This is a genomic window from Hymenobacter piscis (assembly GCF_018760735.1).
Classification (GTDB): Bacteria; Bacteroidota; Bacteroidia; order Cytophagales; family Hymenobacteraceae; genus Hymenobacter; species Hymenobacter piscis.
In genome coordinates, this window is record NZ_JAHHZN010000002.1 from 226,966 (window position 1) to 249,563 (window position 22,598).

Sequence of the window (22,598 nt, forward strand, 5' to 3'; positions counted from 1 at the left end):
CCAGGAGCAAGAAGAACTGTCATTCCGAGTGAAGCGAGGACTCTGGGAGAATTCGTTGGACGATTACGTGCAACGGGTCAGGCCAGATTCCTCGCTTCACTCGGAATGACAGTTCTTCTTACTTCTAGCTCCCGGCTCCTTACTTTTTGACCGGCACCGTGCTGCTGTAGGTATTGGCCTTACCGAAGGACTCCTTGATTTCATCCACGGCGGCGCGGCTGCTCAGGCGCTTGGGGCGGGTATTGAGGAAGGTGCCGTCTTCGGCCAGCAGAAAGTAGCTGGGCACATCCTGCACGGCGTAGGCCTTGGCCACGGCCGAGCGCAGGCCGCCCGAGGAGCGCACGTGTACCCCCGGCAGCTTCTTACTGATGACCAGCTGCCGCCAGGCCCCGTCGTTTTCATCGAGGGCTATGTTCAGGAAAACGATATTCTTGTTGGCAAACTGCTTGGCCAAGTCGGCGGCGTAGGGCAGGTCGCGCAGGGCCAGGCCGCTGGTGGTGCGCCAGAAGTTGAGGTACACCAGCTTGCCGGCAAACTGGCGCAGGCTCACCGTGTCGCCGGTGGAGGAGATGAGGCGGAAATCCGGGGCCGGCGAACCGATGGCGAAGGCCTTATGGGTTTCGAAATCCTGTTTCAGCACCGGGTAGTACTGGCTGCGGTTGTCCACCGAACGGAAGTCTTCGAGCATGGCGGCCGACTGCTTGATGTGGCCGAACCGGAACGACTCCTTCAGCACCCGCCCCATAATGATGGGCTGCACGGCGCCGCTGAGGTTCGATTTGGCCAGATCATAACATACCTGAAAGAAATCGGGGTCGTTGCGCTGCTTGCCGCTGCTGGTGGCCAAATGGTGAACGTAATTGAGCAGGAATTCCTGGTACATGCCGCTGCGGATGGCGGCCGGGTTCTCAATCAGCGCCTTGTCCTTGATGAAGTCGTAGTACGTGGGCGACATTTTCAGGCGGCCCTCGGTGGCCACCACCTGCTCGCGCAGGTCCTGGAAGGTGAGCCGGTCGTTGGCGTAGCTGTACGTGATTTCGGCCTGCACAAAGTCCTTGAAGGCTTTGCTGAGGCCCTCCGCGCCGCTTTCCATAAACTTGAGCTCTTCCTGGCGGCGGTAGTCGAGGAAGGACAGAAACGGGGCTTCGTAGAACATGATGTTATCAGGCAGCACCTGAAAGCCATCGTTTTCCACGAATTTATCGTCCATCTCGGCCAGAAAGGTGTTGGCTTCCGCTCCCCGGCCCTTGTAGCGGATGGAGCCGGCCAGATCCGAGTCCTTGAAGCGCACTTCCAGCTGATTGCCGGGCTCCAGGAACATGTTGGTCACGTCGTCGCCGTATACCAGCTCGGCCCGGGTGGGGCCGCTGATGGGCAGCGCCATCCGAAACTCGCCTTTGCTATCGAGGCGGGCGTAGGTAATCTGCTCGCGGGCATCGAGCGGGTTTTCCCGCACCGAAACGGCCACAGAGTCGGTGGAAAGGCGGCCGGTGACCTTGCCGGTGAGCACCACCGTGCCCTGAGCCCACCCCAGCAGCGGGGCGAGCAGCAGCCCGGCCCCCACCAGGGCCGCTGTGAACGAAAATCTATGGGCCATCGGGAGTAGCTGTAGCAATGTGGTGAAAATGGCTTGCCGGCCCCGGGAGGGCCTTTTATACCGACGGTATTTCGCGGTAAAAGTCAATTCCTTGTCCGAAGATACGTTGAATTATCCCACAAAGCCCAACCCGACCGGGCACTTTTTAGGGAGCGGCTCCGGCAAGGCCAAAGTTTTGAACACTTCTGACGTTTTTGCGGTACAAGAGTAGCAAAAAATAGCACTTTACCAGCCAACACGTTCTTAACACGACGATGAATACCGATGACCTGGAACCGGCCGGGCCTACCCAAATAGGCCCGTCAGCACCTCATCGAGGCGGCCGGCCGGGTGCACCCGGATGCCGTAGCGGGCCAGATCGAGGCCTTTGGCGTTGAACTGTGAAATGTACATTTCCGCAAAGCCCAGCTTCTCGGCCTCGCTCAGGCGCTGATCCAGCCGGCTCACGGCCCGGATTTCGCCGCTCAGCCCCACTTCCGCCGCCAGACAGATTTCGCCCCGAATGGGCACGTCGTTGAGGGAGCTGACTACGGCGGCGCACACGGCTAAGTCCAAGGCGGGGTCTTCGAGGCGCAGACCGCCGGCAATGTTGAGAAACACGTCGTGCTGGCCCAGGCGCAGGCCGCTGCGCTTTTCCAGCACGGCCAGCAGCATCTGCAACCGTTTGCCGTCGAAGCCGGTAGCCGAACGCTGGGGCGTGCCGTAGGTGGCCGGAGTCACGAGGGCCTGCACCTCCACCAGTAGGGGCCGGTTGCCTTCCAGCGTGGCCCCGATGGCCAGGCCGCTCAGGACTTCGGTGCGCTGGCTGAGCAGTATTTCGCTCGGGTTGCTCACCTGGCGCAGGCCTGCGCCCTGCATCTCGTAGATGCCCAGCTCGGCGGTGGAGCCGAAGCGGTTTTTGATAGTGCGCAGGATGCGGTAAGTCAGGTGCCGGTCGCCCTCGAACTGGAGCACCGTGTCCACCATGTGCTCCAGAATTTTGGGGCCGGCAATGGAGCCGTCCTTGGTGATGTGGCCGATGAGCAGCACCGGTACGCCGGTTTCCTTGGCGTACTTGAGCAGCTCGGTGGTGCACTCGCGCACCTGGCTCACGGAGCCCGCCCCCGATTCTACTAGCGTACTGTGCAGGGTCTGGATGGAATCGACGACGACCACGTTGGGCTGGAGCTGGTCAATCTGGCGGAAGATGTTCTGGGTGTTAGTTTCGGTGAGGATGTAGAGGCCCTGGTGCTGGCGACCCAGGCGCTCGGCCCGCATCTTGATCTGCTGCTCGCTTTCTTCCCCGCTCACGTACAGAATCCGCAACCCGCTGAGCTGCATGGCAATCTGGAGCATGAGCGTACTTTTGCCGATGCCCGGCTCGCCCCCGATGAGCACCAGGGAGCCCGGCACGAGGCCGCCGCCCAGCACCCGGTTGAGCTCGTCGTCGTGGGTGTTGAGGCGGGATTCTTCTTCGTAGAGAATGTCGCCCAGGGGTTTGGGCTTGGCCGCCTTGGAGGTAGTGCCCACCGAAGAAGAGGCTTTCCAGGCGTTGGCGGCCGTGTTGGGGTCGGATTTCTCCACCACTTCCTCCACGTAGGTGTTCCACTCCCCGCAGCTGGGGCAGCGGCCGATCCACTTGGCCGACTGCGCGCCGCAGTTCTGGCAGAAATACAGGGTTTTAACTTTGGCCATGCGGGCAATCGGGTTTGTAAGAGAGGGGAAAGCTAAGAAATGCAGCAGAAAGCCAAAAAGTTTGGCAAGAAACGGGTTTTTCGGCGGCCCCGTGCAGCGGCACATAACGGCCGCTGTGCGAGGCTGGCTCATCGTTTGAGGCTACCCCGCCTACTTCCCGGCGGCGCAGCTGCTCCCAAGGCAATGGGCCTCTCCGATACCAGCACCGCTGCCGATACCCAAGGGGCCGTGCAACTCCTTCTTCACCCCTATATTTAGCCCGAAATATCTTCCTTCATCCCTCAAAAAATATCAATACTATGCGCTTCCTTCTTCCATTGGCTGGCCTGCTGCTGGCCGGTGCCGGCGGTAGCTACGCCCAGGGCGTGCTGCCCACTGCCACGCCTGATATGGCAACGGTAGTCTTTTACCGGCCGGCCATGCTGGCCCAGGCCGGCGTCAATTTTACCGTCCGCGCCAACGGGGCCGAACTGTGTCGGCTCAGCAACAAGCGCTACTTCGTAACCAAGCTGAAGCCCGGCGAAACCTCTTTCACCTCAGTTGCCGGTGGCCTCAACATTCCCGACAAGGACGAATTCGGGATGACGCTGGAAGCGGGCAAGGTCTACTACATTCAGGGCGACGTAAAAATGCGCCTGATGACCGTAAAAATGGTATTTACGGAGGTCACAGAATCCACTTACAAGAAGAAAAACGCCGACCTGAAACCCGATAACTGCGAGCAGGTTGCTCCCTCTTCGGGTCAGTAGCCCTCTTCTTCCCCGCAAACCCGGCCTCCAGTCCGTTGTTCCGTTCTGCGGGCCATACGAGCTGGAGGCCGGCCCTTTTTACGCCGGCGGTTCTGCCCCCCCCGGCCAACCGAAGGCAGGAGTTGGCAGTTAGCATACTTAATTGTCCTCTTTACCTCGCCCCGCCATGCTCCTGCCCGACCACCTGACCCGCATTGCCCTGCTGGCCGACCTGCCACCCGAGGTGCTCACCTGGCTGGCCGAGCACGGGGAGCACCGCACGTACCCGGCCGAAACCGTGGTCAGCCGCCCCGGCGACGAGGCGGAACACCTGCTGGCGGTACTGGCCGGGGGCCTGCAGTACTACACCGTGCGCGGGGGCAACCGGGAGCCGGTTTTCCGCCTCGACGCCGGTCAGATCGGGGGCGTACTGCCCTATTCGCGGCTGCGCGTAATAAAGGGCGAAAGCGTGGCCGTGGGCGAAACCAAGCTGTTTCTGCTGCCCCGCCACCAGTTTGCGGCCCTCGAGCAGGTCAGCCCCGAGCTGGTGCAGCGCCTGGTAAGCGCCATGAACGACCGGGCCCGTCTGGAAGCCCGCGCCCAGGAGCGCGACGACAAGCTGCGGGCCTTGGGCAAGCTCTCGGCCGGGCTGGCCCACGAACTCAACAACCCCGCCGCCGCCATTGCCCGCGCCGCCCAGGGGCTGGCCCGCAACCTCCAGGCCCGCCCCGACCTGCTCCAGGCCCTGATGCTGCACTGCCCCACCTCGGTGGCCCTCAATGCCCTCACCCGGCTCACCGCCGCCCCGCCCACGGCCTCGCCCCTGAGCGGCCTGGCCCGCGCCGACGCCGAGGACGAGCTGGCCGACTGGCTGGAAAACCAGGGCGCCCCCGACGGCTACCACCTGGCCGCCGGCCTGCTCGACGCGGGCCTTACCATTTCCACCCTCGAAACGGTGCTGGAAGACTGGGAGCCCGACGCGCGCCCGGCGGCCCTGGCCTGGCTGGAAACCCAGCTCACGGCCCGCCGGCTGGTGCAGGATGTGCAGGAGGCCGGCGCCCGCATCAGCACGCTGGTGGCCAACGTGAAAACCTACAGCCACATGGACCGGGGCCAGGATTTCGCGCCCCTCGACGTGCAGGCGGGCCTTGAAAGTACCCTGAATATGCTGGGCTATGCCCTGCGCGAAAAGCAGCTCACCGTGGAGCGCGACTACGCCCCCGACCTGCCGCTGGTGAGGGGCCAGGTCAGCAGCCTCAACCAGGTCTGGACCAACCTGCTCGACAACGCCCTGGATGCCCTGGCGCCGGGCGGCACCATCACGGTGCGCACCCGCGCCCAGGACGAGTTCGTGCGCGTCTTCATCCTCGACAACGGGCCCGGCATCCCCGCCGAGGTGCTGCCCCGCATCCTAGAGCCCTTTTTCACCACCAAGCCCGCCGGCGAAGGCACCGGCCTGGGCCTCGACATTGCCCTGCGCATTGTGGAGCAGCACGGCGGCCGCCTGCAAGTGCAGTCGGAGCCCGGCCGCACCGAGTTCGGCATCTGGCTCCCGGTGAGTGAGTGAATGAGTGAATGAGTGAATGAGTGAAAAAGAACGTCATTCCGAGCGCAGCGCAGCGGAGCCGAGGAATCTCGCGTGCTGACGTTGTACTGGTAACTGCTGATGAGTGGCATACCTTCGCAACGTCAGCACGCGAGATTCCTCGGCTCCGCTTCACTGCGCTCGGCATGACGTTCTCATTGCCCGCAATACCCCAGACCCCCACCCATGAAAAAGCCCGTACTGCTGTGTATTGATGACGACCCGCAGGTGCTCAGCGCCATTGAGCGGGACCTGCGGCAGGAATTCCGGCGCGACTACCGGGTGCTGCGGGCCGCTTCGGGCGAGGAAGCCCTGGCTACCATCCGGGAGCTGCACGAGCGGGAAGAGCCCCTGGCCCTGATTCTGGCCGACCAACGCATGCCGGGCCTGGAGGGCGTGGAGGTGCTCACCCGGGCCCGGGAGTTCTTCCCCGATGCCAAGCGCGTGCTGCTCACGGCCTACGCCGATACCGAGGCCGCCATCCGGGCCATCAACTCGGCCCGCCTCGACCATTACCTGATGAAGCCCTGGGACCCGCCCGAGCAGCTCCTCTACCCCACCCTGCACGATTTGCTGGCGGCCTGGCAGCGGGCCTATAAGCCCCCGTTCGGGGGCGTGCGCCTGATTGGGTTTCAATGGTCGCCCCGCTCCCACGAGCTCAAGGATTTCCTGGCGGGCTACCTGGTGAGCTACCAGTGGCTGGATTTCGAAACCGACGCCGAGGCCCAGGCCCTGCTGGCCCGCAAGCAGCTCCGCGCCGCCGATTTGCCCGTGGTCATTCTGCAAGATGGCACCACCCTGGCTAACCCCACGCCCACGGAAGTTGCTACCCGCATCGGCCTCACGGTGCAGGCCTCGCGGGAGCTGTACGACGTGGTGGTGATTGGAGGCGGGCCGGCCGGGCTGGCTGCCGGTGTGTACGGGGCTTCCGAGGGGCTGAAAACCCTGGTCATTGAGCGCCAGACGCCCGGCGGCCAGGCCGGCACCAGCTCCCGCATCGAGAACTACCTGGGCTTCCCCACGGGCCTGAGCGGCAGCGAGCTGGCCCACCGGGCCTGGGCCCAGGCCGTGCGCCTCGGGGCCGAAATTCTGGCGCCCCAGGAAGTCACCAACCTCTGCGTGCAGGACGGCTACAAGGTGCTCACCCTCAGCGACGGCAGCGAGGTGCGCACCCGGGCCGTAGTGCTGACGACCGGCGTGAGCTACCGCACCCTCGACGTGCCCGGCATCGACCGCCTGAGCGGGGCGGGCGTGTACTACGGGGCCGCCCGCACCGAGGCCCGCTCCTGCGACCAGCAGGACGTGTACATCGTGGGCGGGGGCAACTCGGCGGGGCAGGCCGCCATGTACCTGGCCACCTACGCCCGCCGGGTGTTCATCCTGATCCGGGGCGAAAGCCTGGCCGCCAGCATGTCGGCTTACCTCATCGAGCAGATCGGGCAGACCGACAACATTGAGCTGCTGCCGTTTACGGAGGTGGCGGAAGTCTGCGGGCAGGACCACCTGGAGGAAGTCGTGATTCGCCGGCAGGACGAAGTGGAGCGGCGGCCGGCCCGGGCGCTGTTCGTATTCATCGGGGCCCGGCCCAGCACCGAATGGGTGTGCGATACGGTGGTCTGCGACGGCAAGGGCTTCCTGCTCACCGGCCGCGACCTGCTGACGGACCCGCGCTACGCCACTACCTGGAAGCATCCGCGCCGGGAGCCCTACCTGCTCGAAACCTGCGTGCCCGGCATCTTCGCCGCCGGCGACAGCCGGGCCGGGGCCATGGCCCGGGTGGCGTCGGCGGTGGGCGAGGGCAGCATGGCCATCAAATTCGTGCACCAGTACCTCGACGAGTAAGCCGGTCCGAAACGCTTATGCACATTTTTTCGCGGAAACCGGGGCTTGCCGCACGCGCGTGGTCCGGGCGGCTTTTCCGGGCTGCGGCCCCTTTGCGCGGGGTCCGGCCCGGAAACGCCCGCCCGCAAGCCGACCGGGCCGGACCACCCGAATTTTTGCGGCCATAAACTTCCGGGGGCCATACTTGGTATACAGGCCCGTTCCCGGCTGGTAGCCGGCGGTGTTTAGAGCCCTTTGTGCTGCGGAGTATGTCCCCTTTTTTACGAAACCTGTTTACCCGGGCGGTGCTGCCCCTGGCGGCCGGCAGCTGGCTGAGCGCCTGCGAAATGATTGAGTTCAGCCCCAACGACCACCGTGCCCCCAGCCACCAGCGCGACCTGACGGCCAAAAACCTGGCCCGTCTGGCCGCCTCTCCCCTGCCCGCTCAGGACACCCTGCGCTTCGTGTTCACCGGCGACTCGCAGCGCTTTTACGACGACGTCGAGGATCTGGTGAAAAGCGTTAATCAGCAGCCGGACGTCCAGTTCATGGTAGTGGCCGGCGACATTTCCGATTTCGGCCTGGGCCGCGAGATGCGCTGGGTGGACGACCAGCTGCGGCACCTGCGCATCCCCTACCTCACCGTTATCGGCAACCACGACCTGGTGGCCAACGGCGGTGAGGCCTACGAGCGGATTTTCGGCCCCCGCAACTACTCGTTCACCTACGGCGACACGAAGTTCATCATGACCGACACCAACGGCCGCGAGTACAACTTCAACGGCCGCATTCCCGATATGGACTGGGTGAGTGCCCAGCTGCGGGACCCCGCCGCCCGCCGCCACGTGGTACTTTCCCACGTGCCGCCCCTGGATGGCGACTTTGACCCAACCCTGCGCGAGGCGTACGCCCAGGCCCTGCGCGAAGACCCGCGTCTGGTATTTGAAATGAACGGCCACCGCCACAGCCACAGCGTGAGCCAGCCGTTCAACGACGGCGTTACCTACATCAATTCCTATGCTTTCGAGCGCCGCCGCTACCTGGTTGTGACGGTGTGGGGCGACAAGGAATTCCGACTTAAGCACGTGGATTTCTAATGTTGCAGTCCCTTCTCTGCGCCGCCCTGCTGGCGGCCCCGCTGGCCCCGCAGGCCGGCCCTATCCTTCCCGACTCGGTGCAGGCGGCCGCACCAGTGCCCCGAGCGCGCTGGTACCAGCCCCGCCACGTGCTGGTGCAAACCGGCGGGGGCGTCGGGATGGTAGCTGCCGGGGTTGGCTACGCCTTTCTGCGCGACCGGCTGGACGCGGACGTGCTGGTGGGCTACGTGCCCCGCAAGCACGCCGGTACCACCCTGACCATTGCCACGCTTAAGCTCCTGTATTCGCCCTGGACGCTGCCGCTCACCTCCCGCCTGACGGTCAAGCCGTTGTCGGTGGGCGTGTACGGCAGCTACACTCACGGCCTGCGCAACCCCGGCAAACCCGGCCAGTACCCCGACGACTACTACTGGTTTTCGAACATCATGCGGGTGGGCCCGCTGCTGGGCAGCCGCCTGAGCTACGCCCTGCCGGCCACCGCCACCGGCCGCCGCCGCAACCTCTCAGGCTACTACGAGCTCGGCACCAACGACCTGTACCTGCTCAGCTACGTGCAGAACCGGCAGGCCCTGGGCCCCCACGACATCCTGACCCTGACCCTGGGCCTGAAGCTGGATCTATAAGTCTGTTAGCTGATGCCCCTGCGTAACCCGCCCCGCTCAGGGGCGGGTCAACTGGTCCGCCGGGCCAGGTAGGCAGCCTGGGCCTCGCGCAGCAGCCGCAGCAGCTCGTTGCGCTGGCGCAGCAGGTCCTCCATGAGGCCCCGCTCACGCCCAAACAGGCGCAGGGCCCGCAGCCGCCGCCGGCGCTCCACCAGGTTGCTGGCGTAGCTGAGGGCGTAAAACCCCGACAGCGGCAAGCTCAGCAGGTAGAGCAGCGTCCAGCCCCAGTGCCGGGTGAGGTAGTGCACCAGGGCCGTTTGGGCCAGGTAGAACAGGCTGAAGCTGAGCATGCCCACCACCAGCATGATGGGTGCCACAAACTCCACATCCTTGGTGGCCCGGCGCGCTACCAGGGACGGAATCCGGTACGGTAAGTAATTATTGAGGAGGCCATAGAGGTAGAACGGGAAGCCCAGCGTAAGCCGCAGGCCCGCCTCCAGGGCCCGGCGCGGACGGGTGCTGGCGGGGCCACGGGCTTCCAGGGCATCGTCGGTGAGGCGCAAGGCACTCAGGCGCTGGTGGTAGGCGCGCAGCTTCTGCTCCACCTCCGTCACGCGGCCGGCGTCGTGGTGCTCGAAGTAGCGCACGGCCCGCAGCAGGGTGCGGCTGAGCTGGAAGTTGTCGTAGAGCGTTTCCTCGTCGTCCTGAATCAGGTGCTGGCCGAAGGTGCGCTCCACCTGGGTGATGAGCTCGTCCTCCTCATCGGTGCGCGTGATGACGAGGCGCTGCTCGAGGCGGCGGCGGAGTTCGGCCGTCAGGGCCTCGGCGGCGGCCTCGGGGTCCTGGTGGTACTGTTGGGCGTAATCGGCTACCCGAATGGGCTCGGCCACGTTCATAAACACGTCGGAGCGGAAGCGCTGGGGGTCGAAGTAGTTGATGCCGATGGGCAGAATGTGCAGGCCCATCTGGAAGTCGCGGCGGGCCTCGGCGCCCAGCGCGATGCGGGCGGCCCCGGTTTTGAGGGGCCGAAGCCGCCGCTCCGACACGCTGGTGCCCTCGGGAAAAATCATGATGGTGCCGCCCCGGTCGAAGTAGTCGTAGCAGCGGCCAAAGGCCTTTTCGTTCTGGGCTTCGAGCTGGGCGGGCGTGAGGGTTTCGGCCCCGGTTTCCAGGTCCTGACGGCGGTAGATGGGGATGGAGTTGCCCGATTCCATGATGGCCCGCAGCACCGGGTTCTGGAAAAACGTGCTTTTGGCCAGGAAGGCAATGGGCTGGCGGCGGTTCACGGCGGCCACCAGCGGATCCATGAGCGTGTTGGGGTGGTTGCTGGCAATGAGCAGCGGCCCCGGCGCCTGGAGCCGCTCGCGGTGGCGGATTTCGAGCTGGCGGAAGAAAACGCGCAACGCCACCTGCACCAGGGGCTTCATGACCGTGTAGAAAAGCATGGCTACAAGAAAAGCAGATTTCGGTGGGAATTGTACTGCGCGGGGCCGCCAGAGTTGCCGCGGCCCGGCTTCGGAAGCGTAATTCGCCCTTCCCGCCCGCATGGCCAACCCAATTCGCGCGGCAATCAGACTTTTCCGGGGGCCGGCCGCCGGAAATACCCCGGCTGTGGGGCCGGTCCGCCAACCAGTCAAATTCCCGCATCTTTGCCCGTGATGAACCGTCTGCCGCTGCTGCTTTTTCTGCTCCTGCCAAGCGCCCTGCCCGCCCGTGCTCAGTCGGCCACCGTGCCGGCGGCCCGGTCCCCGGCCCCGGTTACCATGGCGACTTCCGATTCAGTGGCTTCCCAGGCGGCGGCCAAAGTCCGTGCGGCCACCCTGGCCACCCAACGCCAGGGGCTGCGCCAGGCCCGGCAGTTGGAGCTGGACCGCCGCTACGAAAGCGCCTGGCAGCTGCTGCAACGCCTCGATTCAACCAATACCAACCCGGCCGTGGTGGTGCAGAAGGCCAGTCTGGCCCTGAATTACTACACCGCCACCGAGGGCCTCACCCGCTTCGCCTTCCGCAACCTCCGACTCACCGACCCGGCCCCCGACAGCCTGCGGCTGCTCAACCAGGACACCGCCCGGCACCGGTTTGCGGTACGCCAGGTGCTGGAACGCCTGCGCCGGCAGCACCCCGACAACTACCGCCTCGCCCGCGCCCTGGGCGACTACTTCTACGCCGTGCAGCAGTGCGACTGCGCCGAGCAGGGCCTGGGCGAGGACGAGGTGTTCCGGCGCACCATCCTGGCCTACCAGGAAGCCCACGCCCACGGCCAGGGCGACTACGTTTCCTACTTCGCCCTCGGCTACGCCTACCAGCGCCTGGGGCAGTTTGAAGAGAGCCTCCCGCCCTTCGAACGCTCCCTGCAACTACGGCCCAACAACCCCACCGTCCACCTCAACCTGGCCTTCGTGCTGCTGGAGCTGCGCGACCTGGAAAAGGCCCGCTACCACGCCCGCAGCGCCCAGTTCCTCTTCCCCGATGCTCCCCACAAGGAGGACGCCGGCTTCCTGATGGCTCAGATTGAGGAGCGCATTGCCCAGGCCCAACCAACGAAGGAAGCCGCCCCGGCCTCTGCCGAAGCCCCCGAAAAACCAGCAGCAGCTCCTGCCACGCCCGAACCAGCAAAAACTGAATCGGTAAAGCCCGCCGCCGAAAAGACGCCGCCCGCGCCGGAAAAGTCTGTGGAAACCTCTGAGGTGAACCCGCCCAAAAAGCCCGCCAGCAAAAAGGCCAAGGACAAGAAGAAGAGCGAGCCCGCTAAGCCTGCCGCAGACAAGGCCGCCACTTCGCCGAAAACGGAATAGCGCATGCCAAGGCCATCAACGGACTGCTCCGGCGCCCAATAGCCGCCTAAGCCCGAAGCCCCCGACGTGAGCACGCCGGGGGCTTCGGGTTTTTCAAGGCTTCAGATTGCGTGCAGGACGCACTGCTTCGCCTTGCCCGCCATGACAGTTCAGCCATTCGACCGTCCAACCCTTCAACCATTCAACCATCCCTTCTACTTGCTCATCACCCGGTTCTGGCGGTTGATGGATTCGAGGTGGACGGCGTCGAAGTACTTGCGGATGAAGTCGTGGGTGAGGCCCAGCTGGTCGCCTTTCTGCATGCCGCGCTCCAGGATTTCGTTCCAGCGGCTGGTTTGCAGAATCGTGATGTCGTTTTCCTTCTTGTAGGTACCGATGCTTTCGGCCACCTGCATGCGGCGGCCCAGCAGGTGCAGGATTTCGTCGTCGAGCTGGTTGATTTGCTCGCGCAGCTGGGCCAGCACCGTCAGGAATTCCTGCTGGTCGGTGGTTTCGTGGCGCCACACCAAGCCGTCGAGCAGCTCGGCCATGCGCTGGGGCGTCACCTGCTGCTTGGCGTCGCTCCAGGCGTTGTCGGGGTCGATGTGCGATTCGAGCATCAGCCCGTCAAAATCGAGGTTGATGGATTTCTGGGCCACCGCGGCCAGGCCGGTGCGGTTGCCGCAGATGTGGCTCGGGTCGCAGATGATGGGCAGCTCGGGCAGGCGGCGCTTCATCTCGATGGGCAGATGCCACATGGGCGCGTTGCGGTATTCGGTGTTGCCGTAGCTGGCAAAGCCGCGGTGAATCAGGCCGATGTTCTTCACGCCGGCCTTGGCCAGCCGCTCCACCGCGCCCAGCCATAGCTCCAGGTCGGGATGCACGGGGTTTTTAATGAACACGGGCACGTTGGTGCCGCGCAGGGCGTCGGCCACGGCCTGCACCGAGAAGGGGTTGACGGTGGTGCGGGCCCCAATCCAGAGCACGTCCACCTCGAAGGCCAGCGCGTCCTCCACGTGCTTGGGCGTGGCCACTTCCACGGTGGTGGGCAGGCCGGTGAGCTGGCGGGCCTTCTGGAGCCAGGGCAGCCCCTTGGTGCCGATGCCCTCGAACATGCCCGGCTTGGTGCGCGGCTTCCAGATGCCGGCCCGCAGCATGTCGACCTTGCCCGTGGCGGCCAGTTGGGTGCAGGTTTCAATCAGCTGCTCCTCGGTTTCGGCCGAGCAGGGCCCGGAAATAATCAGCGGTTTTTTGCCGGGGAAGTTGGGGGTAGCGGCCGTTTCGGCGGCGGTTTGCGGTTGAGACATGGGTTGGTTGGTTGAGTTTTGCGGGGTTGGATGGGGAAGGGAAGATGATGGCGGATTGGGAAAAGGAAAAGAACGTCATGCTGAGCGCAGCGGAGCGAAGTCGAAGCATCTCTACCGCAGTGGTCATCCTGAAGCTGAATCAGCCTTACAACGAAGCGGTAGAGATGCTTTGACAAGCTCAGCATGACGCTCTTATTGCCCCCTCATTTCACCTCTCTTCATTTCAAAATTTTCTTGATTCGGTTGGCTTGCTGAATCTGCTCGTACAGGGCGTCGTCGTCGCCGGCGGCCATGAGGTGGCGCAGGTGCTGGAGCTGGCGCAGGTGCTCATCGAGTACATCCAGCACGTTGTCGCGGTTTTGGCGGAAGATGGGCACCCACATATCGGGCGAGCTTTTGGCCAGGCGTACTGTCGACTCGAAGCCACCGCTGGCCAGGGCGAAAATCTGCTGGTCGCTCTGCTCTTTTTTGAGCACGGTGAGAGCCAGGGCGAAGGACGTGATGTGGGAAATGTGCGAGACGTAGGCCGTGTGCAGGTCGTGGGCCGGGGCATCCATGTACACCAGGCGCATGGCCAGCCGCCCGAACACGGCCTCCACCCGGGCCACGGCGTCGGGGGCGCTGGCCGCCGCGTCGCAGATAACCAGCGTTTTGTCCCGGAACAGTCCCGGCACCGCCGCCTCCGGCCCCGAGTACTCGGTACCGGCCATGGGGTGCACCGCCACGAAGCGGGCCCGGTTCGGATGGCCGGCCACCCGACTCAGCAGCAGGGCCTTGGTCGAGCCCACATCGATAACCGTTTGCCGCCCAGTGGCCGCGTCGAGCACCTGGGGCAGCACCGTGAGCATGGCATCCATGGGCACCGACACGATGACCAGGTCGGCCCGGCGTACGGCCTCGGCCAGGTCGTGGGCCGGCTCGTCGAGCAGGCCCAGGGCCACGGCCTGCCGCAGGTTTTCCGGGCTCCGGTCGAGGCCAATGATGTGGTGGGCCAGCCCGGTTTCCTTCAGACTCAGGGCCAACGACCCGCCAATCAGGCCAATTCCGATGATGGTGACGACCATTAGGTGAGGTGGTGAAATAGTGAGGTGGTGAGTTTGATGTTTGGGGGGCCTAATTGCGCCAGTGGCGCGGTCTACGTGCAGGGTTAATTGGAAGTGAGAAGTGGGAAACGGAGAACTGACGGGCGGTACTCGCAGCGCAACTCGCGCCGATAGCGCCGCCCGAACATCAACTCACCAGTTCACTATTTCACCACCTCACTATTTCACCGCCGCCCGTACCCGCGCCAGGGCCTGGTGCAGCACTTCCACCGGCTGGCACAGACTCAGGCGGATGAAGCCGTTGCCGTTGCTACCGAAGATGCCGCCCGGCGTCAGGAACACCCGGGCCTGGTGCAGCACCTCGTCGCTGAGGGCGTAGGCGTCGGGGTACTGGGCCGGCACCCGCGCCCACACGAACAGCCCCACCTGGTGGGGTTCGGGCCGGCAGCCCAGCAGCGCCAGCAGTTCCAGCACCAGCTCGCGGCGGGCCCGGTAGTGGGCGTTGAGCTCCTGGTACCAGGTGTCGTCGAGGTTGAGCGCTTCCACGGCGGCCAGCTGCACCGGCAGGAACATGCCCGAGTCGAGGTTGCTCTTGAAGCGTAGCACCTCCTGGAGCACATCGGCCCGGCCCGCCAGCAGGCCCACCCGCCAGCCCGCCATGTTGTGCGACTTGCTCAGGGAGTTCAGCTCCAGGGCCACTGCCCGCGCCCCCGGCACCGCCAGCAGGCTGCGGGGCGGCTCGGTGTTCAGGATGAAGCTGTAGGGGTTGTCGTGGACCAGCAGAATGTCGTGGGCGGCGGCAAAGGCCACCAGTTGCTCGAAGAAGCCGGCCGGCGGGGGCGTGCCGGTGGGCATGTGCGGGTAGTTCACCCACATGAGCTTCACCCGGCTCAGGTCCCGGGCAGCCAGGGCCTCCAGGTCGGGCAGCCAGTTGGTTTCGGCGGTCAGGTCGTAGTCGAGGGGCGTGGCCCCGCTCAGGTGGGCGGCGGCCCGGTAGGCCGGGTAGCCGGGGTTCGGAATCAGCACCTCGTCGCCAGCTTCCAGCAGCGTCATGCTGATGTGGATAATGCCTTCCTTGGAGCCCAGCAGCGGCAGAACTTCCGTGTCAGCATCCAGCGTTACGCCGTATTGGCGCTGGTACCAGTCGGCCATGGCCTGGCGCAGCGCGGGCACGCCCTTATAGCCCTGGTAGGCGTGGGTATTGGGCAACGCGGCCGCGCGGGTGAGGGCCGCAATGACGTTGGGATGGGGCGGCATATCGGGGCTGCCGATGCCCAGGTTGATGATCTGAGCTCCCGCTTTATTCAGGCCCTCAATCTCGCGCAGTTTCTGCGAGAAGTAGTATTCCTGAATGGGCTCAAGTCGGCTGGCAACGCGCATGGCAGTGGGGAGTTAGGAGGGTTGAAGTAGAAGTTGGGCCGCCTGCTCCTCGGCAGGATGGCGCGCCGCCCCCCGCCGGTAAGTGCCCAGCAGTTGCAGGCCTTCCGTGAGCGGGGCCAGGGCGGCCAGGGTGGCGGTGAGCTGGGCGGGGTCGTCAAACTCCAGGTCGGCGTGGAAGAAGTAGTGCCAGGTGCGGCCCGGCTGCGGGCACGACTGCAGCTTGCTCAGGTTCACGCCCTGCCCGGCCACGGCCGTCAGGATGCGGGCCAGGCTGCCGGCGGCGTGCGGGGCCTCGAAGTAGAGCGAGGCCTTGGTGGGGTGGGCTTCGGTGGAGGCATCCTCGGGCCGCGTGACCACCAGAAAGCGGGTGTAGTTGTGGGGCTCGGCGTGAATATCGGCCGCCAGCAGTTCCAGCCCGAACAGCTCGGCGGCCAGCTGGCCCGCCACGGCGGCCACGCCCGGCCGCTGCTGCTCCCGAATGTGCTGGGCACTCAGGGCCGTATCCTCGGTTTCCACCAGCTTCCAATGCGGGTACTGGCTCAGGTAATCGGCGCACTGCAGCAGGGCCATGGGGTGGGAGTGCACCTCCCGGATGTCGGCCAGGGTTTGGCCCGGCAGGGCCAGCAGGTGCTGCCGAATGTGCAGGTACACCTCGCCCGCCACCCGCAGGCCGGCCTTGCGCAGCAGCGTGTAGTTGGGCAGAATGCTGCCGGCAATGGAGTTCTCAATGGCCATCACGGCGGCGCGGGCGCGGTCCTGGGTTACGGCTTGCACCAGCCCGCTAAAGGTAGCGCAGGGCAGCACCGCCACCTCCGCGCCGAAGTGCTGGCGGGCGGCTATCTGGTGGAAACTTCCTTCGAAACCCTGAATGGCAACCATGTGGTGAGATGGTGAAGTGGTGAGATGGTGAGTTGACGTTTGGGCGGGGAAAGATGGGCTGGGCAGTGGGCACAAAAAAAGCGCCTCCCGGGGGTGTCGGGAGGCGCTGGAAATTTCGGTTAGAAATGCTACAGGACGGCCGCTCGACTACCGGGCAGGTAGTAGAAGTAATAGCTAAAAAAGAAGCGGGCCGTGGGCTGTAGCATGAGAAGTAGGGGGCTTTGCTGGGGGCAAGGTGGGACCCGAAGTTGGTATTTCCAAATCCAAACCGGAAGAAAATGGTCGAACAAACGCTCGGCCGCCACCATCCCAAGCACCAACCGCACCAATTCACCGGCGCTTGCAGCATGCCTCCACTTCTTTGTTTTTCCAGATGATTTACAAATACTTACACTTTTCATAAGCGCCATAGACGTGCCACTGAGTGGCCAACGCCCGAAAATTGGCACGGTTTTGCAATACACCCTCTGCGTAACCGGCTACCCATCCTGCGCAACGCGGCGGCCGGACCTTCCTTCCAAAACTTCCTGACCATGAATACGAAGCGACTTTTCGGCCGCCTGGCCGCGGCTACTCTCTTGATTTCGGCTTTTGCCACGGCTTCCGAAGCCCAGGTTACCACCCACCGCGTACCCAAATACACGGGCCCGGCCCAGGCCCGCCCGGTGCGCACCACGCCCTCCTATTCCTCCTCCTCGGCTACCGAGGGCGTGAAATTCGGCATCCGGGCCGGCGTGAACGTGGCCGATGTATCGGGCGACGCGGTAAACACCTTCAACGACCTGGCGGAGTACACCAACGGCGCCCTGACCCAGGAAATGAGGCCCGGCTTCTACGCCGGCCTCTACGCCACGCTACCCCTGGGCCCGCGCTTCGCCATTGAGCCCGGCCTGGGCTACTCCGAGAAAGGCACCGTGCTCACCGGCCGCATTCCGCTGGAGCAGTTCGATTTCCTGAACGCCAAAGTTACCGCCACCGGCCGCCTGGCCTACCTCGATATTCCGGTGCTGGCCAAGGCCTATATCACCGACGGGCTGTATGTGTACGCCGGTCCCCAGGCCTCGCTGCTGCTCTCGGGTAAGGCCCGCGTGCAGGCCGGAGCTCTCGGTTTCAACGCCCTCAACACCGATTTCGACGTGAAAGACCAGTTGCGCACCGTCGATTTTGGGGTGGTAGGTGGCCTGGGCTACCAGTTCCAGAACGGCTTGGGCCTGAGCGCCGGCTACGACTACGGCCTCTCGTCGCTCGATAAAAACAACAACTTCGACGCCCAGAACCGCGTCATCAAAGCCTCACTCAACTACTCTTTCTAAAGAAGTGAGAAGTGAGAAGTGAGAAGTGAGAAAATGAACCTCATTCCGAGCAGAAACCCAAACGGCCCCACGGTTAATCCGCGGGGCCGTTTGGCGTTATAAGCTGTTCAACACGAACGATAAACACCCCAATCGGGATAAAAGCCGAAGGCGGTCCGGCGGCGTAGGCGGCGGAGTGGCTGCAACCTGTTCCGCCCGCCGTCTGTGAGTGAAGTGGGCCGCCTTCGGGAATGCCGGGCCGGGTTCTGGTTAGGGCAAAACGCCAGGGCCAGGCAGGTAGTGTACAGCGCAGCTGTCAGCAGGAGCCCGGCGCGGGGCATTATGGTTGCATGAGCCTGGCCGCCTTATGGTTAATCGGTACAGAATCAGGCGAAATTATTTGTCGGGGTGGCCCCGCAGGGGGCGGACCGGGGCACCCGACGTTACCGGGTGCCATAGGCGGATTGGGGGTGCAGCCCCTCGGCCAGCCTTACGAGGCGCACCAGCTCGGCGCGGTAACCCTCGGGGTCGAAGCGGCGGGCGCCGTCGGCGAGCTGGGCGGTGGCCGCGTAGGTGGCCGTGCCGCGGTAGTCGCTCTGGCGCAGCAGCATCCCGAACTGGGCCACAGCCGCCGCGAAGCGCAGGTTTTCGCTGGCTTCGGCCAGGGGCCGGGCCGCGCCGGTCAGGGGCACTTCCAGCTTGCGGCTGACCTGGCCCCGGGGCTCCTTGTAGCGCAGCTTCACGGTCAGCCATTCGGCCGAGGCCGGGGCCGCCGGGGTGGGCGGCGCGGGCTGGTACCTGAGTGCATCGACGGTGGCGGGCGCGCCTACGGGCACGATTTCGTAGAGGGCCGTGACGGTGTGGCCCGCGCCCAGCTCGCCGGCGTCTTTGCGGTCGTTGTTGAAGTCTTCGGCGGCCAGCAGGCGGTTTTCGTAGCCCACGAGGCGGTATTCGCGCACCCGGGCCGGGTTGAACTCCACCTGCAGCTTCACGTCCTGGGCCAGGGTGAACAAAGTCCCCCCGAACTGCCGTACCAGCACCCGCCGGGCCTCGTCGAGGTTGTCGAGGTAGGCGTAGTTGCCGTTGCCCTTATCGGCCAGCAGCTCCATCTTCTGATCCTGATAGTTGCCCTGGCCCACGCCCAGCACCGTCAGGAACACCCCCGACTCGCGCTCCTGCACAATGAGGCGCTCCATGGCGCTGTCGCTCTGCTCGCCCACGTTAAAGTCGCCGTCGGTGCAGAGAATCACGCGGTTGTTGCCTTGCTGGTTGAAGTTCTGGCGGGCCACGTCATAAGCCAGGCGCAGGCCCGCGCCCCCGGCCGTGGAGCCCCCGGCCGTCAGGTTGTCGATGGCCCGCAGAATAGCGGCTTTCTCAGAGCCGGCGGTGGGCGGTAGCACGGTGCCGGCCGCGCCGGCGTACACCACCAGCGCCACCTTATCCTGGGGCCGCAGCTCCTTCACCAGCAGTTTCAGGCCCTGCTGCACCAGCCCCAGCCGGTCGTCGCCCTGCATGGAGCCCGATACATCCACCAGAAACACCAGGTTGGCGGGCGGCAGCTGCTCGGTGGGCACCTGGCGGGCCTGCAGGGCCACCTGCACGAGCTGGTGGGCGGGATTCCAGGGGCATTGCGCCTGCTCCGTAATCACGCGGAAGGGCTCGGGGGCCGGGGCGGCGGGCGGGGCGTAGTCGTACTGGAAGTAGTTGAGCATTTCCTCCACCCGCACCGCGTCGGGCGGGGGCAGCTGGCCCTGTTGCAGGAAGCGGCGCACGTTGCTGTAGCTGGCCGCGTCCACATCGATGCTGAAGGTACTCAGCGGTTCCTTCTGGGCGGCGTGGAAACCGTTTTCCTGCACGCTGGCATAGGTTTCGCCCGCTCCAGGCTCGGGGCGGGGAGTTGGGAAGTAGGGTTGCGAGTAACCGGCCTGGTCGGCGGCGCGGCGGTTGCGGCCTCCTTTTACTTTAGCGGCTCCCCGTATCTGGACACCGGCGACCCGTCCCTGCAAAGCGCCGCCCGTTACCACTACGCACTCGCTCAGCACCTTCGAATCAGTAGCCAACCCCACCTCCACCACCCGCTGGCCGGTCAGCGGCACTTCTTTGGTTGTAAATCCAATGGAAGTGAATACCAGGGTTTTCGCGGCGGCGGGCACCTGGATGGTGTAGGTGCCATCGGGGTTGGTGCTCACCCCGATGGTGGTGCCCTTCACGAGCACCGTCACGCCGGGCAGGCCCTGGCCGGTGGCGCGGTCCGTGACGCGGCCGGTGACGGAATAGGTGGCCGGCGTCACGGCGGTGGCCGGCGCGGGGGCGGTTTGGGCCGGGGCGAAGCGGGCGGGCAGCAGCCCGGCCGCCAGCACGAGGTAGCAGAAATTTCTCATCAGCGAAGCAGAATAGCGTGGAACCAAAGCGAACCGGCCGGGTTCTGCTTAGCTGATGCCCGCCCCGGCGGGATTCCACACGGGCCGGGAAAAAATTTTAACTGCTTGCCCATCATCTGTCATCCTGAGCAGAGCGAAGGACCTTGAGCCACCTGATAGCCGCTGGCTCAAGGTCCTTCGCTCCGCTCAGGATGACAGCCAGCTTACCGCCGGCTCCCCGCAAGCGCCGTACCTTTACCCCACCTATGCCTTCCCTGCTCACTGATTCGCTCAACTTCCTGTCGAAAGCTACGCCCCGCCGCCTCTGGAACGGGGCCCAGGTGGTGGGCAGCTACCTGCTGAGCAAGGCCACGGGCCAGGCCCGGCATTGGGGGCTGCCGGTGGCGCTCAGCTTCGAGCCCACCACCAGCTGCAACCTGCGCTGCCCCGAGTGCCCCAGCGGCCTGCGCTCCTTCACGCGGCCCACCGGCATGCTGCCCGACGCGCTGTTCCGCTCTACCATCGATGAGGTGGCTTCCCGGCTCTGGTACCTGATTTTCTACTTCCAGGGCGAGCCGTATTTGCACCCCAACTTTCTGGATCTGGTGCAGTATGCCGCCGACAAGGGCATCTACACCGCCACCAGCACCAACGCCCACTACCTCACCGACCAGAACGCCCGCCGCACGGTGGAATCGGGCCTTGACCGGCTCATCATCTCCCTCGACGGCACCACCCAGGACGTGTACCAGCAGTACCGCGTGGGTGGCAAGCTCGACAAGGTGCTCGAAGGCACCCGCAACGTGGTGAAGTGGCGCCGGGAGCTGAAATCGAGCACTCCGCGCATTGTGTTCCAGTTTCTGGTGGTGCGGCCCAACGAGCACCAGATTGCCGATGCCAAGGCCCTGGCCCGGGAATTGGGCGTGGACGACGTGTGGTTTAAAACCGCCCAGATTTACGATTACCAGCACGGCTCCCCCCTCATCCCGACCATCGACTACTACTCGCGCTACGAAAACCAGGGCGACGGCACCTGGAATCTCAAGAACAAGCTGCTCAACCACTGCTGGAAAATGTGGCACAGCTGCGTCATTACCTGGGACGGCCTCGTAGTGCCCTGCTGCTTCGATAAAGACGCCGAATACCGCCAGGGCGACCTCAAAACCGAAACCTTCCGCCAGCTCTGGCACGGCCCCAAATACCGCCAGTTCCGCGCCTCCCTGCTCAAGGGCCGCGACCAGATTGACATGTGCCGCAACTGCTCCGAAGGCACCAAAGTGTGGGGGTAGCAGTAGCGCGAACTACACAGTTTGCGCTACTGCCCTTGGAAAAGTAATTCGGTCGGGCGGAAAGGTTTATCTACCTTTTGACCGACTGGCCCGCTATTGGCGGGGCCGTGCACAACCCCGGCCGGCTGGCTTCGTTTCCGTAGTACGTCCGGCCACGGCCCGCGGCGCTTTCACCACATTCCCCGTTCATGTTCGGATTAACTGACTTTCAACGCGCCTTTAACCTGCTCTCGGGCAAGCTGATCCGCTGGATGCAGCAGCTGATTCTGCTGCTGCCCAACCTGCTCATCGCCGTTGTTATTCTCACCGTCACCTACTTCGCGGCCAAGATGGCCCGGCGGTTTATCGTGCGGTTCCTGCCCCGGGTGTCGCACAGCGTCACGCTCAACAACCTGGTGGCCACCATTGCCCACGTGGGCGTGCTGCTGATCGGCATCTTCTTCACCCTGGAAGTGCTGAGCCTCGATAAAACGGTCACGTCACTGCTGGCCGGCGTTGGGATTATCGGGCTGGCGCTGGGTTTTGCGTTTCAGGACATTGCGGCCAACTTCATCAGCGGCATCATCATCGCCATCCAGCGGCCCTTCACGGTGGGCGACGTCATTCAGACCGAATCCTACTTCGGCACCATTGAAAGCATCAACCTGCGCACCCTCGATCTGCGGCAGGTCACCGGCGAGCTGGTGCGGGTGCCCAACCGCAAGGTGTTCGAAAGCTCGGTTATCAACTACACCGTTACCACCCAGCGCCGGGTAGATGTGGAGTGCGGCGTGACCTACGACTCCGACCTGGAGCGGGTGCGCGAGGTGGTGCTGGCGTGCATGCAGGGCTTCCCCGAGATGCTCACCAACCGCCCCCTGGAGGTTATGTTCACCGGTTTCGGCGACAGTGCCATCAACTTCACGCTGCGCTTCTGGATTCCCTACCGCCGCCAGGTCGATTACGTGGGGGCCAAGAGCGAGGCCATCCTGCGCATCAAGCGTGCCTTCGACGCGGCCGGCATCGTGATTCCCTTCCCCATCCGCACCCTCGATATTTCGCCCGAATTGCTGGAGCAGGTCAGCCGGAAGCTCACCCGCCCCCAAACGCCCCCGGAGCCAGCGGCCCGGCCGGAACAGTCGGCCGAATAATCGACGTTCTACCGCACTAAAAAGAGCCCCGCCGGATTCG

17 protein-coding genes are annotated in these 22,598 nt (G+C 64.6%); 9 read left to right on the forward strand and 8 right to left on the reverse strand.

Annotation, left to right across the window (positions count from 1 at the left end; translation table 11 throughout):
* Positions 1–139 precede the first annotated feature (139 nt).
* Positions 140–1,597 (reverse strand): TlpA family protein disulfide reductase, encoded by a 1,458-nt coding sequence (locus KLP40_RS03145; protein ID WP_215592157.1) that lies wholly within the window; start codon positions 1,595–1,597, stop codon positions 140–142.
* Positions 1,598–1,882: 285 nt separating this feature from the next.
* Complete coding sequence (gene radA, locus KLP40_RS03150; protein WP_215592158.1) at positions 1,883–3,271, reverse strand: DNA repair protein RadA; 1,389 nt, start codon at positions 3,269–3,271, stop codon at positions 1,883–1,885.
* Positions 3,272–3,570: 299 nt separating this feature from the next.
* Between radA and KLP40_RS03155 the strand changes: the two genes are divergently transcribed.
* From KLP40_RS03155 to KLP40_RS03175, 5 genes are all read left to right on the forward strand, one after another.
* Entirely contained in the window at positions 3,571–4,020 is a 450-nt protein-coding gene (locus KLP40_RS03155; protein WP_215592159.1) for a DUF2846 domain-containing protein, read from the forward strand.
* A gap of 166 nt (positions 4,021–4,186) precedes the next feature.
* Entirely contained in the window at positions 4,187–5,566 is a 1,380-nt protein-coding gene (locus KLP40_RS03160; RefSeq protein WP_215592160.1) for a sensor histidine kinase, read from the forward strand.
* A 204-nt stretch (positions 5,567–5,770) separates the two neighbouring features.
* Entirely contained in the window at positions 5,771–7,426 is a 1,656-nt protein-coding gene (locus KLP40_RS03165) for an FAD-dependent oxidoreductase (RefSeq protein ID WP_215592161.1), read from the forward strand.
* 248 nt (positions 7,427–7,674) lie between these two features.
* Positions 7,675–8,502, forward strand: a complete 828-nt coding sequence (locus KLP40_RS03170; RefSeq protein WP_215592163.1) for a metallophosphoesterase family protein — start codon at positions 7,675–7,677, stop codon at positions 8,500–8,502.
* Positions 8,502–9,125, forward strand: coding sequence for a hypothetical protein (locus KLP40_RS03175; RefSeq protein WP_215592164.1), 624 nt, complete (start codon positions 8,502–8,504; stop codon positions 9,123–9,125). Before KLP40_RS03170 ends, KLP40_RS03175 begins: the two co-directional genes overlap by 1 nt.
* Before the next feature lie 47 nt (positions 9,126–9,172).
* On the opposite strand, the gene KLP40_RS03180 is transcribed toward KLP40_RS03175, so the two are convergent.
* Entirely contained in the window at positions 9,173–10,549 is a 1,377-nt protein-coding gene (locus KLP40_RS03180) for a lysophospholipid acyltransferase family protein (protein WP_215592165.1), read from the reverse strand.
* A gap of 213 nt (positions 10,550–10,762) precedes the next feature.
* Between KLP40_RS03180 and KLP40_RS03185 the strand changes: the two genes are divergently transcribed.
* Positions 10,763–11,899: a tetratricopeptide repeat protein gene (locus KLP40_RS03185; RefSeq protein WP_215592166.1), complete on the forward strand. Its 1,137-nt coding sequence runs from the start codon at positions 10,763–10,765 to the stop codon at positions 11,897–11,899.
* A gap of 194 nt (positions 11,900–12,093) precedes the next feature.
* Here KLP40_RS03185 and KLP40_RS03190 read toward each other — a convergent pair whose 3' ends face one another.
* From KLP40_RS03190 to KLP40_RS03205, 4 genes are all read right to left on the reverse strand, one after another.
* Positions 12,094–13,185, reverse strand: coding sequence for a chorismate mutase (locus KLP40_RS03190; protein ID WP_215592167.1), 1,092 nt, complete (start codon positions 13,183–13,185; stop codon positions 12,094–12,096).
* A 218-nt stretch (positions 13,186–13,403) separates the two neighbouring features.
* On the reverse strand, positions 13,404–14,249 hold the full coding sequence (locus tag KLP40_RS03195; RefSeq protein ID WP_215592169.1) for a prephenate dehydrogenase: 846 nt from the start codon (positions 14,247–14,249) through the stop codon (positions 13,404–13,406).
* 198 nt (positions 14,250–14,447) lie between these two features.
* Positions 14,448–15,608, reverse strand: a complete 1,161-nt coding sequence (locus KLP40_RS03200) for a pyridoxal phosphate-dependent aminotransferase (RefSeq protein ID WP_215592170.1) — start codon at positions 15,606–15,608, stop codon at positions 14,448–14,450.
* A 12-nt stretch (positions 15,609–15,620) separates the two neighbouring features.
* Positions 15,621–16,487: a prephenate dehydratase gene (locus KLP40_RS03205; protein WP_215592171.1), complete on the reverse strand. Its 867-nt coding sequence runs from the start codon at positions 16,485–16,487 to the stop codon at positions 15,621–15,623.
* A gap of 533 nt (positions 16,488–17,020) precedes the next feature.
* Here KLP40_RS03205 and KLP40_RS03210 point away from each other — a divergent pair.
* The gene (locus KLP40_RS03210) at positions 17,021–17,800 is read left to right on the forward strand and encodes a porin family protein (RefSeq protein ID WP_215592172.1); all 780 of its coding nucleotides are present in this window, start codon (positions 17,021–17,023) and stop codon (positions 17,798–17,800) included.
* Between the two features lie 422 nt (positions 17,801–18,222).
* On the opposite strand, the gene KLP40_RS03215 is transcribed toward KLP40_RS03210, so the two are convergent.
* Positions 18,223–20,160: a vWA domain-containing protein gene (locus KLP40_RS03215; RefSeq protein ID WP_215592173.1), complete on the reverse strand. Its 1,938-nt coding sequence runs from the start codon at positions 20,158–20,160 to the stop codon at positions 18,223–18,225.
* A gap of 245 nt (positions 20,161–20,405) precedes the next feature.
* Here KLP40_RS03215 and KLP40_RS03220 point away from each other — a divergent pair, with 245 nt between their 5' ends.
* Together KLP40_RS03220 and KLP40_RS03225 are read left to right on the forward strand one after the other, a co-directional pair.
* Entirely contained in the window at positions 20,406–21,428 is a 1,023-nt protein-coding gene (locus KLP40_RS03220; protein WP_215592174.1) for an SPASM domain-containing protein, read from the forward strand.
* Between the two features lie 188 nt (positions 21,429–21,616).
* Positions 21,617–22,558 carry a mechanosensitive ion channel family protein gene (locus KLP40_RS03225; protein ID WP_215592176.1) on the forward strand — a complete coding sequence of 314 codons (942 nt, stop codon included), beginning with the start codon at positions 21,617–21,619 and terminating at the stop codon, positions 22,556–22,558.
* Positions 22,559–22,598: the final 40 nt, after the last annotated feature.

Bases quoted from the DNA above. Each gene is read 5' to 3' on its own strand.
- KLP40_RS03195 (WP_215592169.1), bottom strand. From the start codon at position 14,249: ATGGTCGTCACCATCATCGGAATTGGCCTGATTGGCGGGTCGTTGGCC.
- KLP40_RS03190 (WP_215592167.1), bottom strand. From the start codon at position 13,185: ATGTCTCAACCGCAAACCGCCGCCGAAACGGCCGCTACCCCCAACTTC.
- KLP40_RS03145 (WP_215592157.1), bottom strand. From the start codon at position 1,597: ATGGCCCATAGATTTTCGTTCACAGCGGCCCTGGTGGGGGCCGGGCTG.
- radA (WP_215592158.1), bottom strand. From the start codon at position 3,271: ATGGCCAAAGTTAAAACCCTGTATTTCTGCCAGAACTGCGGCGCGCAG.
- KLP40_RS03180 (WP_215592165.1), bottom strand. From the start codon at position 10,549: ATGCTTTTCTACACGGTCATGAAGCCCCTGGTGCAGGTGGCGTTGCGC.
- KLP40_RS03220 (WP_215592174.1), top strand. From the start codon at position 20,406: ATGCCTTCCCTGCTCACTGATTCGCTCAACTTCCTGTCGAAAGCTACG.
- KLP40_RS03170 (WP_215592163.1), top strand. From the start codon at position 7,675: ATGTCCCCTTTTTTACGAAACCTGTTTACCCGGGCGGTGCTGCCCCTG.
- KLP40_RS03210 (WP_215592172.1), top strand. From the start codon at position 17,021: ATGAATACGAAGCGACTTTTCGGCCGCCTGGCCGCGGCTACTCTCTTG.
- KLP40_RS03165 (WP_215592161.1), top strand. From the start codon at position 5,771: ATGAAAAAGCCCGTACTGCTGTGTATTGATGACGACCCGCAGGTGCTC.
- KLP40_RS03160 (WP_215592160.1), top strand. From the start codon at position 4,187: ATGCTCCTGCCCGACCACCTGACCCGCATTGCCCTGCTGGCCGACCTG.
- KLP40_RS03155 (WP_215592159.1), top strand. From the start codon at position 3,571: ATGCGCTTCCTTCTTCCATTGGCTGGCCTGCTGCTGGCCGGTGCCGGC.
- KLP40_RS03225 (WP_215592176.1), top strand. From the start codon at position 21,617: ATGTTCGGATTAACTGACTTTCAACGCGCCTTTAACCTGCTCTCGGGC.
- KLP40_RS03175 (WP_215592164.1), top strand. From the start codon at position 8,502: ATGTTGCAGTCCCTTCTCTGCGCCGCCCTGCTGGCGGCCCCGCTGGCC.
- KLP40_RS03185 (WP_215592166.1), top strand. From the start codon at position 10,763: ATGAACCGTCTGCCGCTGCTGCTTTTTCTGCTCCTGCCAAGCGCCCTG.
- KLP40_RS03215 (WP_215592173.1), bottom strand. From the start codon at position 20,160: ATGAGAAATTTCTGCTACCTCGTGCTGGCGGCCGGGCTGCTGCCCGCC.
- KLP40_RS03200 (WP_215592170.1), bottom strand. From the start codon at position 15,608: ATGCGCGTTGCCAGCCGACTTGAGCCCATTCAGGAATACTACTTCTCG.
- KLP40_RS03205 (WP_215592171.1), bottom strand. From the start codon at position 16,487: ATGGTTGCCATTCAGGGTTTCGAAGGAAGTTTCCACCAGATAGCCGCC.